The organism is Pseudomonas koreensis (assembly GCF_012986595.1).
GTDB classification, from domain to species: Bacteria; Pseudomonadota; Gammaproteobacteria; order Pseudomonadales; family Pseudomonadaceae; genus Aquipseudomonas; species Aquipseudomonas koreensis.
In genome coordinates, this window is record NZ_JAAQYM010000008.1 from 223428 (window position 1) to 237400 (window position 13973).

Annotated in this window: 19 protein-coding genes; all 19 read left to right on the plus strand. The window is 58.8% G+C overall.

The features are described from left to right. The first annotated feature begins 132 nt into the window (after nt 1–132). Genes HBN98_RS24465 through HBN98_RS24555 form a run of 19 tightly spaced genes read left to right on the plus strand, consistent with a single transcriptional unit; the run spans nt 133 to nt 13972 of the window. The gene (locus HBN98_RS24465; RefSeq protein WP_083368523.1) at nt 133–591 is read left to right on the plus strand and encodes a phage terminase small subunit P27 family; all 459 of its coding nucleotides are present in this window, start codon (nt 133–135) and stop codon (nt 589–591) included. Then, nucleotides 545–2341 carry a terminase large subunit gene (locus tag HBN98_RS24470; RefSeq protein ID WP_083368524.1) on the plus strand — a complete coding sequence of 599 codons (1797 nt, stop codon included), beginning with the start codon at nt 545–547 and terminating at the stop codon, nt 2339–2341. The genes HBN98_RS24465 and HBN98_RS24470 overlap by 47 nt, the downstream gene beginning before the upstream one ends. Then, complete coding sequence (locus HBN98_RS24475; RefSeq protein WP_083368525.1) at nt 2338–2529, plus strand: hypothetical protein; 192 nt, start codon at nt 2338–2340, stop codon at nt 2527–2529. The genes HBN98_RS24470 and HBN98_RS24475 overlap by 4 nt, the downstream gene beginning before the upstream one ends. Then, nucleotides 2529–3740, plus strand: a complete 1212-nt coding sequence (locus HBN98_RS24480) for a phage portal protein (RefSeq protein ID WP_083368526.1) — start codon at nt 2529–2531, stop codon at nt 3738–3740. Before HBN98_RS24475 ends, HBN98_RS24480 begins: the two co-directional genes overlap by 1 nt. Further along, nucleotides 3718–4371 (plus strand): HK97 family phage prohead protease, encoded by a 654-nt coding sequence (locus tag HBN98_RS24485; protein WP_083368527.1) that lies wholly within the window; start codon nt 3718–3720, stop codon nt 4369–4371. The genes HBN98_RS24480 and HBN98_RS24485 overlap by 23 nt, the downstream gene beginning before the upstream one ends. Nucleotides 4372–4381: 10 nt before the next feature. Beyond that, nucleotides 4382–5587: a phage major capsid protein gene (locus tag HBN98_RS24490; RefSeq protein ID WP_083368528.1), complete on the plus strand. Its 1206-nt coding sequence runs from the start codon at nt 4382–4384 to the stop codon at nt 5585–5587. Nucleotides 5588–5628: 41 nt separating this feature from the next. Further along, entirely contained in the window at nt 5629–6042 is a 414-nt protein-coding gene (locus HBN98_RS24495; protein WP_083368529.1) for a hypothetical protein, read from the plus strand. Next, complete coding sequence (locus tag HBN98_RS24500) at nt 6035–6352, plus strand: head-tail connector protein (RefSeq protein WP_083368530.1); 318 nt, start codon at nt 6035–6037, stop codon at nt 6350–6352. Before HBN98_RS24495 ends, HBN98_RS24500 begins: the two co-directional genes overlap by 8 nt. Then, a complete protein-coding gene (locus HBN98_RS24505) occupies nt 6349–6681 on the plus strand; it encodes a head-tail adaptor protein (protein ID WP_083368531.1) in 333 nt (110 codons plus the stop codon). Before HBN98_RS24500 ends, HBN98_RS24505 begins: the two co-directional genes overlap by 4 nt. A gap of 10 nt (nt 6682–6691) precedes the next feature. Further along, nucleotides 6692–6862 carry a hypothetical protein gene (locus HBN98_RS24510; RefSeq protein ID WP_169844078.1) on the plus strand — a complete coding sequence of 57 codons (171 nt, stop codon included), beginning with the start codon at nt 6692–6694 and terminating at the stop codon, nt 6860–6862. Nucleotides 6863–6865: 3 nt separating this feature from the next. Next, nucleotides 6866–7444: an HK97-gp10 family putative phage morphogenesis protein gene (locus HBN98_RS24515; protein ID WP_083368532.1), complete on the plus strand. Its 579-nt coding sequence runs from the start codon at nt 6866–6868 to the stop codon at nt 7442–7444. Beyond that, nucleotides 7437–7823 carry a DUF3168 domain-containing protein gene (locus tag HBN98_RS24520; RefSeq protein ID WP_083368533.1) on the plus strand — a complete coding sequence of 129 codons (387 nt, stop codon included), beginning with the start codon at nt 7437–7439 and terminating at the stop codon, nt 7821–7823. Before HBN98_RS24515 ends, HBN98_RS24520 begins: the two co-directional genes overlap by 8 nt. A gap of 55 nt (nt 7824–7878) precedes the next feature. After that, entirely contained in the window at nt 7879–8376 is a 498-nt protein-coding gene (locus HBN98_RS24525) for a hypothetical protein (RefSeq protein ID WP_083368534.1), read from the plus strand. Nucleotides 8377–8415: 39 nt separating this feature from the next. After that, entirely contained in the window at nt 8416–8745 is a 330-nt protein-coding gene (locus tag HBN98_RS24530) for a hypothetical protein (RefSeq protein ID WP_083368535.1), read from the plus strand. Between the two features lie 41 nt (nt 8746–8786). Continuing rightward, nucleotides 8787–8999: a hypothetical protein gene (locus HBN98_RS24535; protein WP_083369421.1), complete on the plus strand. Its 213-nt coding sequence runs from the start codon at nt 8787–8789 to the stop codon at nt 8997–8999. A gap of 46 nt (nt 9000–9045) precedes the next feature. Then, entirely contained in the window at nt 9046–9393 is a 348-nt protein-coding gene (locus tag HBN98_RS24540) for a hypothetical protein (RefSeq protein WP_083368536.1), read from the plus strand. A gap of 47 nt (nt 9394–9440) precedes the next feature. Beyond that, nucleotides 9441–12872 (plus strand): tape measure protein, encoded by a 3432-nt coding sequence (locus HBN98_RS24545; protein WP_083368537.1) that lies wholly within the window; start codon nt 9441–9443, stop codon nt 12870–12872. After that, nucleotides 12872–13216, plus strand: a complete 345-nt coding sequence (locus tag HBN98_RS24550; RefSeq protein ID WP_083368538.1) for a phage tail protein — start codon at nt 12872–12874, stop codon at nt 13214–13216. The genes HBN98_RS24545 and HBN98_RS24550 overlap by 1 nt, the downstream gene beginning before the upstream one ends. A gap of 54 nt (nt 13217–13270) precedes the next feature. Continuing rightward, nucleotides 13271–13972 carry a phage minor tail protein L gene (locus HBN98_RS24555; protein ID WP_083368539.1) on the plus strand — a complete coding sequence of 234 codons (702 nt, stop codon included), beginning with the start codon at nt 13271–13273 and terminating at the stop codon, nt 13970–13972. Nucleotide 13973 lies beyond the last annotated feature (1 nt).

Genomic DNA, 13973 nt, shown 5'->3' on the forward strand with positions numbered 1-13973 from the left:
TCTCGCCGATTTCATGCGCCTTCGTTGTGGCACGTCACAGCCCATAGGGGGAGGGTCAAAAGTTCGGGATTTCCGCATATAGGACCGCCCTCGACCCTCTTTACGCAAAAAGCCAGAATTGGAGAGTTTTTTTTGAAGGGAAGAACCCCCGCACCGACGACCCAGAAAAAGGTCACCGGCACATTGCGTGCCAGTCGGGAAAACAAGCGGGAGCCTCAGCTCGCAGTGGCATCGTACCAGTCGCCGCCGTCAACGATGACGGCCGATGGTCAGGCAGTGTGGAAAATATTCTGCCCTCTCGCTACGTCCATGGGCGTGCTCACCGAAGCCGATCTTCAAACTCTCGAGCGCCTGTGTGAAGTTGCCGCCGAGGTTCGACGCTTAACCAAAGTTATTTCCGAAGAGGGCCACACCTACTCGACCGAAGCCGGGCTGATTAAAGCGCACCCGGCGGTGGCGATGGCGGCTGACGCCGACCGCCGGCTGCTCTCTTACCTTACCCATTTCGGCATGACACCCGCCGCCCGATCCAAGGTCCAGGCCATTGGCGAACTTCAAGAAAAAGACCCTGAAGACGAGTTCTTCAATTGAGGTCAAGAAGGTTTCCTATGCGGTCGACCCAGTAACGGCCTGGGCTCAGGAGGTTTACTCCGGCAAGGTGTTGGCCGGTCCAGATATTCGAAACGCCTGTGGTCGACACTTGCGGGACCTTGAAGACGGGCCGAAACGCGGGCTGACCTGGGATCTCGAAAAAGCCAACCGGGCTATCCGCTATTTCAAGACAGTGCTGAAGCTCAACGGCGGTGAGCACGAAGGTTTGCCATTCGTTTTGCTGCCTTGGCAGGCGTTCATCGTTGGATCTATCTTCGGCTGGATGGCGCCGGATGGCTTCCGCCGCTTCCGCACTGTTTACATTGAATCGGGCAAAGGTTCAGGCAAGTCGCCGCTAGCGGCCGGGATCGGCCTCTACTGCATGACCTCCGACGGCGAACCTCGCGCCGAGGTGTACGCTGCCGCGACGAAGCGTGATCAGGCAATGATCCTGTTCCGCGATGCGGTGGCGATGGTCGATCAATCGCCGTCGCTGAAGAAGAAAATCAAGAAGTCAGGTCGCGATGAAAAGGTCTGGAACTTGGCCTACCTGGCGACCGGCTCGTTCTTTCGCCCTATCAGTTCCGACGATGGGCAGTCTGGGCCGCGGCCTCACTGCGCACTGATCGACGAAGTTCACGAACACAAGAATAACAAGACCGTCGAGTTCATGCGGGCGGGCACCAAGGGCCGGCGCCAAGCGCTGATCCTGATGATCACCAACAGCGGGCATGACCGAAACTCTGTTTGCTACAGCTACCACCAGCTCGGTGTGAACGTCTGCGCGGCTGGCGCCAAAGGTGTGACAAAGAGGCACCGTCATTTCAACGACGGTTTCTTTGCCTTCATCTGTTCGTTGGATAAGGGCGACGATCCGTTCAAGGATGAGAAGTGCTGGGGCAAGGCAAACCCATCGCTGGGCCATACCTTCCAACCGAAGTATCTGCGCGAGCAGGTGACCGATGCGAAGGGGATGCCAGCCAAGGCGAGCACTGTCCGGCGCCTGAACTTCTGCCAGTGGGTGGATGCTGCAAATCCATGGGTCGACATCGACACCTGGCTGTCGTGTTGCACGAAGTTCGATCCCGAGAAGCTGGCTGGTCAGGTTTGCTATGCAGGTCTCGACCTTTCAGGTAAGCGCGACCTTACGGCGCTGAACCTGTATTTCCCAGAGCAGGGCAAGTCTATCGCGGAGTTCTGGACCCCAAAGGACACGCTGCTTGATCGCGCCGCGATTGACGGCGTGCCTTATGACATCTGGCTTGAGGATGGACACATCCACGCGCCGCCAGGTAAGGCAATCAACTACGCCTTTGTCGCCAAGCGGCTGGGCGAACTCGCCGCAAAGTTCGAAATAAAGGCGTTGGCGTTTGACCCGTACCACATGACCTATCTGGAGGTAGAGCTTGAGGCTCAGGGCATCGAGTTGAATCTGGTGCCGCACGGCCAGGGCTTTCGCCCGGCGCGCGAGTCGAATCTGTGGATGACTCACTCCATTGATCTGGTCGAGGACTTGATCCTCACCGGGCAAATCCAAGTGCTGCCAAACCCATGCCTTACCTGGAACGTCGCTTCCGCTGTGATGGAGGCCGACGCCCAGGAAAACAGAATCTTTTCCAAGCGCAAAAAGACCGGTCGGATTGACGGGGCTGTCGCTATGGCTATGGCCGTGGGAGCAGCAAGCGCGACAGAGAAGGTTGCTGAAAGCCTTTCTGACCACATTACAAAACACGGAATTAGAACCCTATGACCGATGAAATCAAGCCGCCAAAGCTGGAGATGCTGAAAGAGGCTGCCCCCGATCTCGTCGGCGTCCTTGGTTTGGCTTTGCTGACGCGCGGTCTTTGGGCGTGGATGGGTGAACCGCTGGCTTTGACCGTCTGCGGTTTCTTGCTGATCGTCTTGTCGGTTGTCTCAATACTGCGGGGTGGTCGCTGATGCTCCGCGCACTGCTTGGAAGAAAGTCCGGGCCACAGGTAATCGATACACCAGAGAAACTTGCCCAGGCGCTGGGGGCCGGCTACGAAAGCAATGCTGGTCAGCGGGTGACTACAACCAGCGCTATGCAGCAGCTGGTCGTATTCAACTGCGTGCGAGTTCTGGCCGAATCGATGGGAATGTTGCCTTGCAGGCTTTTGAAACAGACCGGCCGGGTTCGACTGCCGGCAACGGCGCATCGCCTCTATCCGCTGATCACCATGGCCCCCAACAGCTACATGACTGCCCAGGAATTCTGGGAAATGCTGGTGGCGTGCCTGTGTCTTCGTGGCAATTTCTACGCCTACAAAGTGAAGGCGCTGGGGAGTGTGGTTGAGCTTCTGCCGCTTAACCCGGACATCGTCACCCCAAAGCTCAAGGACGACTGGACAGTTGAGTACACCGTCAATTTCAAGTCGGGCACGAAGACGCTGACTCAAGATGAGATCTGGCATGTGCGATTGTTTACGCTGGACGGTCTCAACGGACTGAATCCCATCGCTTACGCTCGCCAAGCGCTGGGTCTTGGCCAGGCGATGGATGCTCATGCTGCCAAGCTCTTCACCAACGGAGCGGTCACGAGCGGTGTTCTGCGCACAGAACAGGCGCTCACCGATGAAGCTTTCGGTCGTCTCAAGACGGAGTTCCAAGGCGAGCACATGGGGGTGGCCAACGCCTATAAACCCATGATTCTGGAGATGGGGCTGGACTGGAAACCAATCAGCCTCAACGCCCAAGACACCCAGTTCATCGAGTCAAAAAAATTGACCGAGTCGCAGATCTGCGGCCTGTTCCGTGTGCCGCCACACCTGGTGGCCAGCATGGAAAAGATGACGCTCAACAACATCGAGCACATGGGCATGAGCTTCGTGAACTACTCGCTGGTTCCGATCATGACCCGCATCGAGCACCGCATTCAGGTCGGCCTGCTGAACGAAAAGGACCGCTTGACGCATTACGCCAAGTTCAACGCCGGAGCGCTGATGCGCGGCGATCTGAAGGGCCGATACGAATCCTACGGCAAGGGTATTCAGTGGGGGATCTTGAGCCCCAACGACTGCCGCGAGCTGGAGGACAAAAACCCCCGAGAGGGCGGCGACATCTACCTCACCCCAATGAACATGACTACCAAACCAGAGGCTGCCGACGATGCAGACAAAACAGCGTCTTGACGTGCCGCTGACCCTTAAGTCGGTCGGTGACAACGGAGAGTTCGAAGGTTATGGCTCCGTGTTTGGCGTCGAGGACAGCTACGGCGACGTAGTGATTCGCGGTGCATTCGCGGCCAGCCTGGCCAAGTGGAAAGAGAAGGGTCGCCTGCCGGCCATGCTCTGGCAGCACCAGATGAGCGAGCCGATCGGCATCTACACAGAGATGCGCGAAGACGACACCGGGTTACTCGTCAAAGGCCGCCTGCTGATTGATGACGATCCGCTGGCCAAGCGTGCTCACGGGCACATGAAGGCTGGAAGCCTGACTGGCTTGTCCATCGGCTACATGCTCGACGATTACGAATACGACAAGGAAAAGGGCATCTGGCTGCTGAAGGCGATCGACCTATGGGAAGTCTCCCCGGTCACCTTTCCAGCCAACGACGAAGCCCGGATCACTGATGTGAAATCTCTGCTGGCTCGCGGCGAAACACCGCCGCCCAGCAAAGTGGAGCGAGCCCTTCGAGAGGTTGGGTTTTCTGGCTCCCAGGCCAAGGCCTTTATGGCCAAGGGCTACGGCGCAGTTTCACCGCGAGAGGCGGATGCCGACGAAGCAATGCAATCACTCAAATCACTATTGACCCGCATCTAAGGAGCCTCTCATGGCTGTTGAAAAGAAAGATATCGAAGACGTCGCCGAAGCCCTGGGCAAGAAGTTCGACGAGTTCAAAAAGACCAATGACAAGCGCATCGATGGCTTGGAAGAAGAAAAGGGCAAGCTGTCTGGCCAGGTCGATACGCTCAACGAAAAGTTGAGCGAATTGGATGCGCTGAAGAGTGATCTTGAAAAAGAACTGCTGGCCCTCAAACGTCCAGACGGCACCGGCACCAAGGCGGCCAGCGAGCATAAAACCGCCTTTATGCAGTTCGTGCGCAAGGGTATCGAGACCGGCCTGGGCGAACTGCAGGCGAAGGCACTGCAGGTCGGCGTTGATGCCGATGGCGGCTTCGCGGTTCCGGAAGAGCTGGACCGCAGCATCATTGAGCTGTTGCGCGATACCTCGCCGATGCGCCAGGTGTGCAACCAAATCACTGTTGGCAGCCCCGACTACAAGCGTTTGGTGAACCTTGGCGGCAACGGCGCAGGCTGGGTGGGTGAAACCGATCCGCGTCCTGCAACCAACACTCCAAAGCTCGGCAACATCTCTGCGTTTATGGGTGAGCTGTACGCCAACCCACAAGCCACTCAGACCAGCCTTGACGACATCTTCTTCGATGCTGAGGGTTGGTTGAATGGTGAGGTCGCCCGCGACTTCGCCGAGAAGGAAGGCAATGCTTTCCTGAAAGGTGATGGCGTCAACAAGCCGAAAGGTCTGCTGGCGTACGGCCTGGATGTGAAGGACGACGACGCTCGCGCCTTCGGTGTTTTGCAAAAGCTGTTGAGCGGCACCGCCGGTGCGATCACTGGTGACAGCCTGATCAATCTGATTCACGCCCTCAAAGCGGGCTACCGCGCCAATGGCACCTGGATGATGGGCAACCTGACCGTTGCCTACGTCCGCAAGCTGAAGGACAGCGAGGGCAACTATCTGTGGCGCCCTGGCCTGGAAGCGGGCGCACCCTCGGTCCTGCTGGGTTACGGCATCACTGAAAACGAAGACATGCCAGATGTTGCGGCTGACGCCAATGCCATCGCATTCGGCGACTTCAAGCGCGCTTACACCGTGGTGGATCGCATCGGTACCCGCGTGCTGCGTGACCCGTACACCAACAAGCCGTTCGTTGGCTTCTACACCACCAAGCGCGTCGGCGGCATGCTGGTCGACTCCCAGGCTGTGAAGATTCTCACCCTGAGCGCCGCTGCCTGACTGGGCGGGTGCCTACGGGCGCCCAGCCTTCTGGAGGATTTATGCCGATCATTATTGTGAAAAAACCGTTCCCATTCTCTGCAGATGGCAATCATGTAGTTGAGGTTGCGGTCGGTGAGCAGGATGTCTCGGAGCGATGTGCTCTGGTGGCGGTCGAGCACCTGGGTGTGGCGTCCTACGCTAATCAACTGGACGCAAATGGTCTGAAGTTGGATGGTCCGACCATTGCTGAGTTTGTCGCCGCCGGCTACCTAGCGGTGAATTACCCGCCAGAGGGTTATGCGTCGCGCAGCTCGCAGGAAGAAATCGACGCGGCGATCGAGGCGCAGAAAGAAACTGACCCGCTCAAGATGAAGGTATCTGAGCTGAAGGCGTGGCTCATCGGTAAGGGGATTGAGTTCGATCCCTCCGCCAACAAAGAGGCGCTTCAGGCATTGGTGCCAAAGGGTGATTGATCTTTCCATCGTCAAGGTTCACTTACGGGTCGACCATGACGATGAGGATGCGCTGATTGAGGGCTACAGGGATGCGGCCCTCAGCGCTTTCGAGACCTGGACCAATCGCACACTTGTCGATCCGGAGGTGGCGTTGCCAGATCCGGTCGGCAATGCGCTGTTGATGACGAAGGCAATCCAACAAGGGGCGCTTTTACTGATCGGCCACTGGTACAGCAATCGCGAGACGGTGGTGATCGGAACGATCACTGCTGAGTTGCCCATGGCAACCAATGCGCTCTGGAAGCCTCACCGATGGGTGAATGTATGAGAGCCGGTCCAATGCGTCACCGGTGCACCATGTTCAAGCCGGTGCTGACTAAGAACAAATCTGGCGGCTTCGATACCAGCTGGACGGAAGTCGGCCAGCTTTGGTGTGAGATCACGCTGCCGACTGGGCGCGTATCTCCCGTTGCCGAGCAACTGAGAGTGGTGGTGACTGCCGAGATTCGTATCCGGCCAAGGGCCGATGCTGTCGCCGGCAACCGTCTTGTGAACACGGAAAAAGGAATCACCACCACCTACCTGATCGGCGCCCCGCTGATCGACAACGAGCACAGCATGCTCCGGCTGCTTTGCTCAACCGTTTCCAACCCTTGAGGGTGAATTTATGAGAGTTATTGCACTGGGCGCCTTGTCTGGCGCAACTGGCGATCGGGAAAAGGGCGAGGAATTTACGGTCGACGCCAAGCTGGGCGCTGACCTGATCTCGCGCGGCCTGGTAGAGCCGGTCACCGAGCCCGCCCCGAACACTGAAAAGGCTCCCAAGGCCAAGGAGTAGGCCATGGCCGCTCGCCGATCCCGCATGTCGGGCGACTTCAAGTTACGCCGGACGCTGCGCAACATCCACGCAACGATGGATAACGAACTGGTCGGCGTGATGAAGGAAAGCGCTGACCAGATACTGGCAACGATGAGGCAGCTGATACCGAAGGACACGGGCGCCGCCTCGGCCGCATTGAAGGTGTTCGTGTCAAAGAGCGGCCTCAACGCAGAGATCGGCATCCGGGGGAAGCGAGACACCCAGCGATTCTTCTATTTGCGTTTTTTGGAGTACGGGACGAAGGGGTACAGCGGCACCCTGTATCGGCGAGCAGACCGAAACGCCGTGGGCGGTGAGCACACCGTCAACCGTGACAAGTCCAAGCTGTCTGGACGACGCAACGCGCTGCGCGCCCGTGACACGAAGAACAAGTCAGATGGAACCACATTCTACGGCAAGTACCCGGATATCCCGGCCCGGCCGGCTCATCCATGGTTGCGGCCGGCCAAGGACGTGAACCGCGAATTCGTTCTGGCCAATATCCGCGAAGCGGTGGCCGGGACGCTGCGCAAGGCCAGCATGGGAGCAAGCGATGAGTGATCCTTCTGTTGCGTTGCAGGAAGCGCTGTTCGCCCGGCTTGAGGCCGAGGTCACGTGTCCGATCTACGACGGCGCGCCCATGGATACGGATATGCCTTATGTCTCGATTGACCGGGAGATCTCCACCAACATCACGCCGATTGCCGGCAGGAAGCGCGAGCAGCGCCTGATCTACCTTTCGGTCTGGTCGGATGCTCACGGCCAGGCCGAGGTGAAGCGCATCCTCGGCGAGGTTGTAGCAGCCCTTGATGAGCGCCGCTTGCCGTTGACCGTCGGCCGCGCTGTATCGGTCCGGGTCGAACAAGCTGACGCCCAGCGTGATGCCGATGGCGTCACGTACCAGGGATCGATCACGGTCCGCGTTATCACCACCCACTAAACCCCAACCCCGGCCGCACCGCGGCTTTATCCAATGTGCCTTTGGAGGAACCCCCATGGCCGAAGACAACCTCAACACCGCCGCCGGCTGCCGGATCGGCATCGGTAGCAAGAACGGTGCTGATACCGAAGCGCTCTACAAGGCAGACACCTACGTCGATATCGGCGAGGTGGAAGACCTGGGCGAGTTCGGCGATACGTTCAGCTCCGTGACCTTCACCTCTCTGCGCGATGGCCGCGTGCGCAAGTACAAGGGCACCGCTGACGCCGGCGACCTGACCCTGACCGTAGGTCTGGACAACGGCGATCTGGGCCAGGCGAAGCTGAAGGTCGCGCACAAGGACCGCAGCAAGGGCGACTACAACATCAAGATCACCCTGAACGATGGCGATCCGGATGCTATCCCGGCGCTCCTGCCGACCACGTTCTACCTGCGCGGCAAGGTGATGAACAACACAGTCGCCGCCGGCGCCGCTGACAACGTGGTTCGCCGCAACGTCACGATCGGCATCAACTCCGACATCCTGGAAATTCTCCCGGCTGCCGCCGCCTAACCTGCGGGGCTTCGGCCCCGAAACCCAAGGATTCGCGATATGAGCAAAACCCTTTACGGTACCGTCGAGATCAAGCTTGGCGACGAGACTTACACCCTGACCCCAACGCTCGGTGCCGTGCGTGCGATTGAAGCTCACTTCGGCGGGCTGCGCGGCGCGTCCCAAGCGCTCAACGCGCTGAGCATCGACGGTTGCGCGGTGATCATCGCCGGCGGCGCAGGCCTGAAAGGCAAAGCTGCAGAGGCTGTCGCTGAGCAAGTTTGGCAGACCGGCGTGCTGGAAGTGTCGGTGCAGCTGAACGCCTACCTGGTGGCGCTGTACAACCCGAAAGGCCCCGACGCGGGAAAGGAAAAGCCGGCGGCGGCGTGAGTGCTGTCGAAGACGGCAGCTACGTCGACCGGCTTTACGCGGTGGCCACGGGCTGGCTTGGTTGGCCTCCCGACGCGGCCTGGCATACACCGATGCCTGAGCTCTTTCTGGCGATGGACGCCAAGATCGAGTGGGCAAAGATGACCAACCCCTTCGGCTGTGGCAAGGCGAAACCCAAGGAGGGCAGGCCATCACCTTCCACTGTTGCTGACAAGCTCCGGCAGGCGCTGACGGGGCGGCAGGTTGTTCAGTGATTTTTGATATGCTCCGTTTTTCTAAAGAATGAATGGAGCGTCGCGCATGAAACGGAGTGTCTTTCTAACTATCCCGTTGATCTTTAGTTCTGCTGTTTGTTTTGCGGGCGGAAAGCCTGCCACGGCGTCTGACATTGCAGGTATTAAAGAGGCAATGGAGGATCGCCTGAAAGATTCCGACAGTGCCAAAATAAAGGATGTGCGCCTAACTGGCGATGAAAAGTCAGGCTGGCAATTCTGCGGTAGCGTGAACGCTAAAAATTCTTATGGCGCTTATTCTGGATTCACTCCATTTATGGGGATGAAGCTGAAAGGAACCGATGGGAAGATCTCCTATGTCGTTTTAGGAGTTGATGATTCAGTAGAGCAAGTCTGTAGGAAATACGGACTTTGAACTTGTAAGACCCGCTCCGGCGGGTTTTTTATTGCCCGGAGAAAAGTATGGCTGACACAGACGTTCAGGGGATGCTGGTCCGCATCGAGGCGACCACTGCGCAGCTCCGTCAGGAAATGGCGCGCGCAGATTCCACTGTGGCCCAAGCGTCTGGGAAGATTGATAAAAGCCTTGGGCGGATTGATGAGGCTTTTGACCGTGCTGGCGAGCAGGCAGCGCATGCTTCCGGACTGATCAAAAGCGCGCTTGCGGCAGCAGTTGGCGCTGCCTCGGTCGGTAAAATCATTGAGGCTGCCGACTCGTATGGCCAGATGTCTGACCGTATCGGCATGGCTACGGCAAGTGTTGGTGAGTACGACCTAGTGCAGGGGCGCCTGCTGGAGACTGCGAAGCGCACCTACCGCCCCCTGAGTGAGGCTCAGGAGCTTTACATCCGCACAGCGGACAGCTTGAAGTCAATGGGTTACAACACCAGCCAGGCGCTGGACGTGATGGACAGTTTCAGCTTCCTGTTGGTGACAAACTCCGCATCAGCCGATAAGGCCAGCGCTGCTATCGATGCCTATTCGAAGGCGCTGCAGACCGGAAAGGTCGAGGCAGATGGTTGGCAGTCGATCCTCGCCGCGATGCCGACAGTAGTCGACACGATCGCGAAGTCTACTGGCAAGACGGCCGAAGAGATCCGTAGTCTCGGCGCAGAAGGCAAGCTCAGCTTGGACGTGCTGACCGAAGGCCTACAGAAATCCTCCGAAGCCAACGGTATTCTGGCCGACAGCATGAGCGTAGCGGTGCGCGACGCAGTGCAGAATTTGTCGAACGCCTTCACGGTTTACGTGGGTCGGCTGAATGAAACGACTGATTTTACGGGCGTCTTGGCTAGTGGAATCAGCGTTCTGGGCGATAACTTCCAGACCTTGGCCGATGTGGCCCTTGTCGCCGCGATTGCCGCCCTAACCCGATACGGCGTTACCGCTGCTGACTCCGCAGCGGTGGCTGTGTATTCAGCGGTCAAGGATGCTGCTGCACGCAAGGCCCAGGCTGCCTCCGTTCTGCTCGCTGCCCAAGCCGAACAGCAGAAGGCACAGACCTCTGTTTTTCTCGCCGAGAAGGAAGCCTTAGCTGCGCGCGGTACTGCGGTGCAGGCCCAAATGTCGATCCAGCTGGCGGAGGCCAGGATGGTCGAGGCGCGGGCAACGAACGCGGTGACGGCAGCACAGCTTGGAGTCAGTAAGGCCGGCGGTGTGATCATGGGAGTTCTGGGTGGGCCGCTTGGTATTGCATCGCTTGCGGTCGGCGCCGCGATCGCTTTTCTGACTCTTCGTGACAACACAAGCGTCCTTGAGGAGAAACTTGGTAATCTAAATGACCCGCTCGACAAACTGACAGAGCGGTTCAACAAGCTTAATCGGGCGACTCAATCCGTTACCTTGCGCGAACTCCGCTCATCGATTGCGGATACGGAGAAAGACCTTTCAGCAGCCGCCGGCTCCATAGCGTTTGAATTCCAAGCCAGTCTGACTAATGCCGGCCTAGCTGGCGCATCTGGCTTTATGGGTGGCATTGCTCCGCTGCCTGCCGAGTTTCAGTCGGCGATGGATATCGTCAACAAGGCTGTCTCCGATTCGTCTAAAGGGCAGGCCGTAGATTGGAAAGTAGTGGCGGATCAGGTTAGGCAGATTCCTGGCGTTACTGAAGAAATGGCTCAGTCCATCGAGACCGGGCAGATCAAGGTTTCCGATCTGACGGAAATTCTCGATAAACAGCGGAAAACGTTGGCTGAGCTTACCGGAGAGACCGATGCCAACACCGCAGCTCGCGGCAAGAACAATGCCGCTATCGCTGCAGCCGATCAGGTTGGCAAAAAATACCTTGAGCAGTTGCAAAAGCAGCTAGGTGCCGCACAAGACAAAACAGCCCTCGAGGCTGCCAACCGGTTCATTGCCGAGAATACAGATCTCACTGAAGGGATGATCGTTGCCATTCGCTCGGCAGCTGCCGCCAAGGACGCGCAGAAAGCCTCAGACGATGCTGCTGCCAAGGCATTGAAGAAAAACTCCAGCGAAACAGAGTCAGCCGCGAAGAAGCAGCTCAAAGACTTCGAATCCACCGAGGAGAGCTACAAGCGCCAGATCGAGCTGATCAACACCACCGGTGACAAGCAGAAGGACGCCACCGAGGTTCAGAAACTGTCGTTCGAGCTTCAAGAAGGGAAGCTTGGGAAGCTCAGCGAGGCGCAGAAAAAACGGCTGATGGGTATGGCCGCTGAGCTGGATGCACTGAACAAGCTGAAGAAGGCGAACGAGGATGACCTGAAGCTGACGGCGTTCAAGAACGCCCAGGCACTGAGCACCCAAACCACAAAGGATGGCTTCGACCAAGAGCTTGCCGGCGTTGGTATGGGCGACAAAACCCGCGACCGAATGCGCGCTGATCTGGCGATGCGTCAGAAATACGCCGCTGACGTCGCCGCCCTCAACGAGCAGCGCAACACCGACCAGATCACACCGGAGCTCTACGCCAAAGAGACCCAGGTATTACAGGACGAACTGAACAAGCGGCTGCTGGCGCAGGAGAGCTTCTACGCGGCGACCGATGAGCAGCAAGCCAACTGGATGAATGGCGTCAACGAGGCATGGGCCAGCTACGCGGATGCCGCGCGGGACTACTCGGCCCAAGCTGCTGACGTCACCAACACCGCGTTGAGCGAGGCCACCGGTGGGCTGGGCACGTTCTTCTCGGATGTGGCCAGCGGCGCGGAGGATGCCAGTGACGCGCTGGGGGATATGGTCGGAAACTTCGCCAAATCGATGTTGAAGGCTTTGGGCGATATGGCGGCACAGTGGCTGATTTACCAGGGTGTGCAGCTGTTGGTGGGCAAGACCACTCAAGCGAGCGCCGCGGGCGCGATGGGGGCGAACGCTCAAGCCATGTCGTTAACGGCGGGCCTCAACGCCTTTGCCTCTACTGCGGCTATTCCGATCATCGGCCCAGCAGCGGCGCCGGCGGCAATGGCGACCGCGATGGCCGTTACCGGGCCTCTGGCCTCGGCTGTTGGCATGACCGCGTTGGCGGGTATGGCGCACGACGGTATCGACTCGGTGCCAGAGGACGGCAGCTGGTTTCTGCAAAAAGGCGAGCGAGTCACGACCGCTCAGACCAGTGCAAAACTCGATGCCATGCTGTCACGGATCGACAACAAGCTGGGCGGCTCTGAGCCGCAAGCGCAGATCGGCGTAGGAAGCCTGGAGGCGGTCGGCAATGGTCGAGTGGCAATGGTTGGCGCTGGCGCCCAGCCGGCTCAAGGTGGATCAACGCAGATCGTGTTCAACGCCCCCGTTAGCGTGCAGGCCCAGCCCGGCATGACTGATCAGCAGGCGCAGATGCAGGGTGAATCCATCAGTGCCGGTTTGGAAGCGCAGTTCGGTCGGTTCCTCGATCGGGAGATGGGCCAAGGCGGGCGACTCTGGAGGAGGGTCTGATGGCCGAGGAATTTATCTACGACGTCGAGGTTGGCGCCGATGGCGATGTGTCCCAGCGAACCTGGGAGAACGAATTCGGCGACGGTTACGTTCAGGCTGGCGGAATCGGGATCAACACGAAAAGTCAGGTTTGGAACCTCACGCACACCGGCTCGATGGAGCCAGGAGAGGAGCTGCCGCTGATCTGGGCGTTCCTCGATCGGCACGAGGGCTATAAATCTTTTCTTTGGACTCCCCCGGACGGCGCCCGAGGAAGATACCGGTGCAACGGCTACAAACCGAAATCCGTCGGCCCCGGCCTTTTCACGCTGACGTTCTCGTTCAAGCAGGTCTACACCCCCTGATCGAATGCGATCACCGACCCCGCCAAGTGCGGGGTTTGTTGTTTCTGGAGCCCTATGAATTACAACACTGATATTCAGAAGCTCGAGCCGGGCAACCAAATCCGACTGTTCGAGCTCGATGCCACGCGCCTGGGCGCAAATATCTGGCGCTTCCATGGCCACGCCCAAGAGGGAGACATCATTTGGCAGGGGCAGGTTTACTCCCCGATCCAGATCACCGCGAAGGGCTTCGATATTCGTGGTGATGGCCGGCCGGCAACGCCGACACTCCAAGTAGTCAACGAGCTGGACGGTGTCCCTGGAGCCATCACGGCGCTGTGTTTGCAGTTCCGCGACCTTGCTGGCGCCAAGGTTCGAGTCATCGAGACGTTCAGGCATTTCCTCGACGCGGCCAACTTCCCCGAGGGCAACCCGGACGCCAGCGACCAGAGCAAAGTCAACCTCTGGTACATCGAGCAGAAGACGGAAGAAACGCGCGCCGCGGTGGTGTTCTCGTTGTCGAGCCCCACGGACATGGAGGGGCAGCAACTGCCATCCCAGCAGATCACCAAGCTCTGCCGGTGGGCCTGCCGGGGTGGTTACCGCGGCGAGGCCTGCGCCTACATGGGCGGCGCGATGTTCACCAAAAAGAACGAACCCACCGACAACCCTGCGCTTGATCGCTGTGGCGGCTGGTGGAGCAGCTGCAAGCTACGCGGCAACACTCGCCGGTTCGGCGGCTCAATGGGCGCGAGCCTGATCACCAGTTCGAGGTAAT

What these genes read in the sequence shown, in the direction of transcription:
- HBN98_RS24475 (WP_083368525.1), top strand. Translation starts at nt 2,338, where the DNA reads ATGACCGATGAAATCAAGCCGCCAAAGCTGGAGATGCTGAAAGAGGCT.
- HBN98_RS24480 (WP_083368526.1), top strand. Translation starts at nt 2,529, where the DNA reads ATGCTCCGCGCACTGCTTGGAAGAAAGTCCGGGCCACAGGTAATCGAT.
- HBN98_RS24485 (WP_083368527.1), top strand. Translation starts at nt 3,718, where the DNA reads ATGCAGACAAAACAGCGTCTTGACGTGCCGCTGACCCTTAAGTCGGTC.
- HBN98_RS24490 (WP_083368528.1), top strand. Translation starts at nt 4,382, where the DNA reads ATGGCTGTTGAAAAGAAAGATATCGAAGACGTCGCCGAAGCCCTGGGC.
- HBN98_RS24495 (WP_083368529.1), top strand. Translation starts at nt 5,629, where the DNA reads ATGCCGATCATTATTGTGAAAAAACCGTTCCCATTCTCTGCAGATGGC.
- HBN98_RS24505 (WP_083368531.1), top strand. Translation starts at nt 6,349, where the DNA reads ATGAGAGCCGGTCCAATGCGTCACCGGTGCACCATGTTCAAGCCGGTG.
- HBN98_RS24510 (WP_169844078.1), top strand. Translation starts at nt 6,692, where the DNA reads ATGAGAGTTATTGCACTGGGCGCCTTGTCTGGCGCAACTGGCGATCGG.
- HBN98_RS24515 (WP_083368532.1), top strand. Translation starts at nt 6,866, where the DNA reads ATGGCCGCTCGCCGATCCCGCATGTCGGGCGACTTCAAGTTACGCCGG.
- HBN98_RS24520 (WP_083368533.1), top strand. Translation starts at nt 7,437, where the DNA reads ATGAGTGATCCTTCTGTTGCGTTGCAGGAAGCGCTGTTCGCCCGGCTT.
- HBN98_RS24525 (WP_083368534.1), top strand. Translation starts at nt 7,879, where the DNA reads ATGGCCGAAGACAACCTCAACACCGCCGCCGGCTGCCGGATCGGCATC.
- HBN98_RS24530 (WP_083368535.1), top strand. Translation starts at nt 8,416, where the DNA reads ATGAGCAAAACCCTTTACGGTACCGTCGAGATCAAGCTTGGCGACGAG.
- HBN98_RS24540 (WP_083368536.1), top strand. Translation starts at nt 9,046, where the DNA reads ATGAAACGGAGTGTCTTTCTAACTATCCCGTTGATCTTTAGTTCTGCT.
- HBN98_RS24545 (WP_083368537.1), top strand. Translation starts at nt 9,441, where the DNA reads ATGGCTGACACAGACGTTCAGGGGATGCTGGTCCGCATCGAGGCGACC.
- HBN98_RS24550 (WP_083368538.1), top strand. Translation starts at nt 12,872, where the DNA reads ATGGCCGAGGAATTTATCTACGACGTCGAGGTTGGCGCCGATGGCGAT.
- HBN98_RS24555 (WP_083368539.1), top strand. Translation starts at nt 13,271, where the DNA reads ATGAATTACAACACTGATATTCAGAAGCTCGAGCCGGGCAACCAAATC.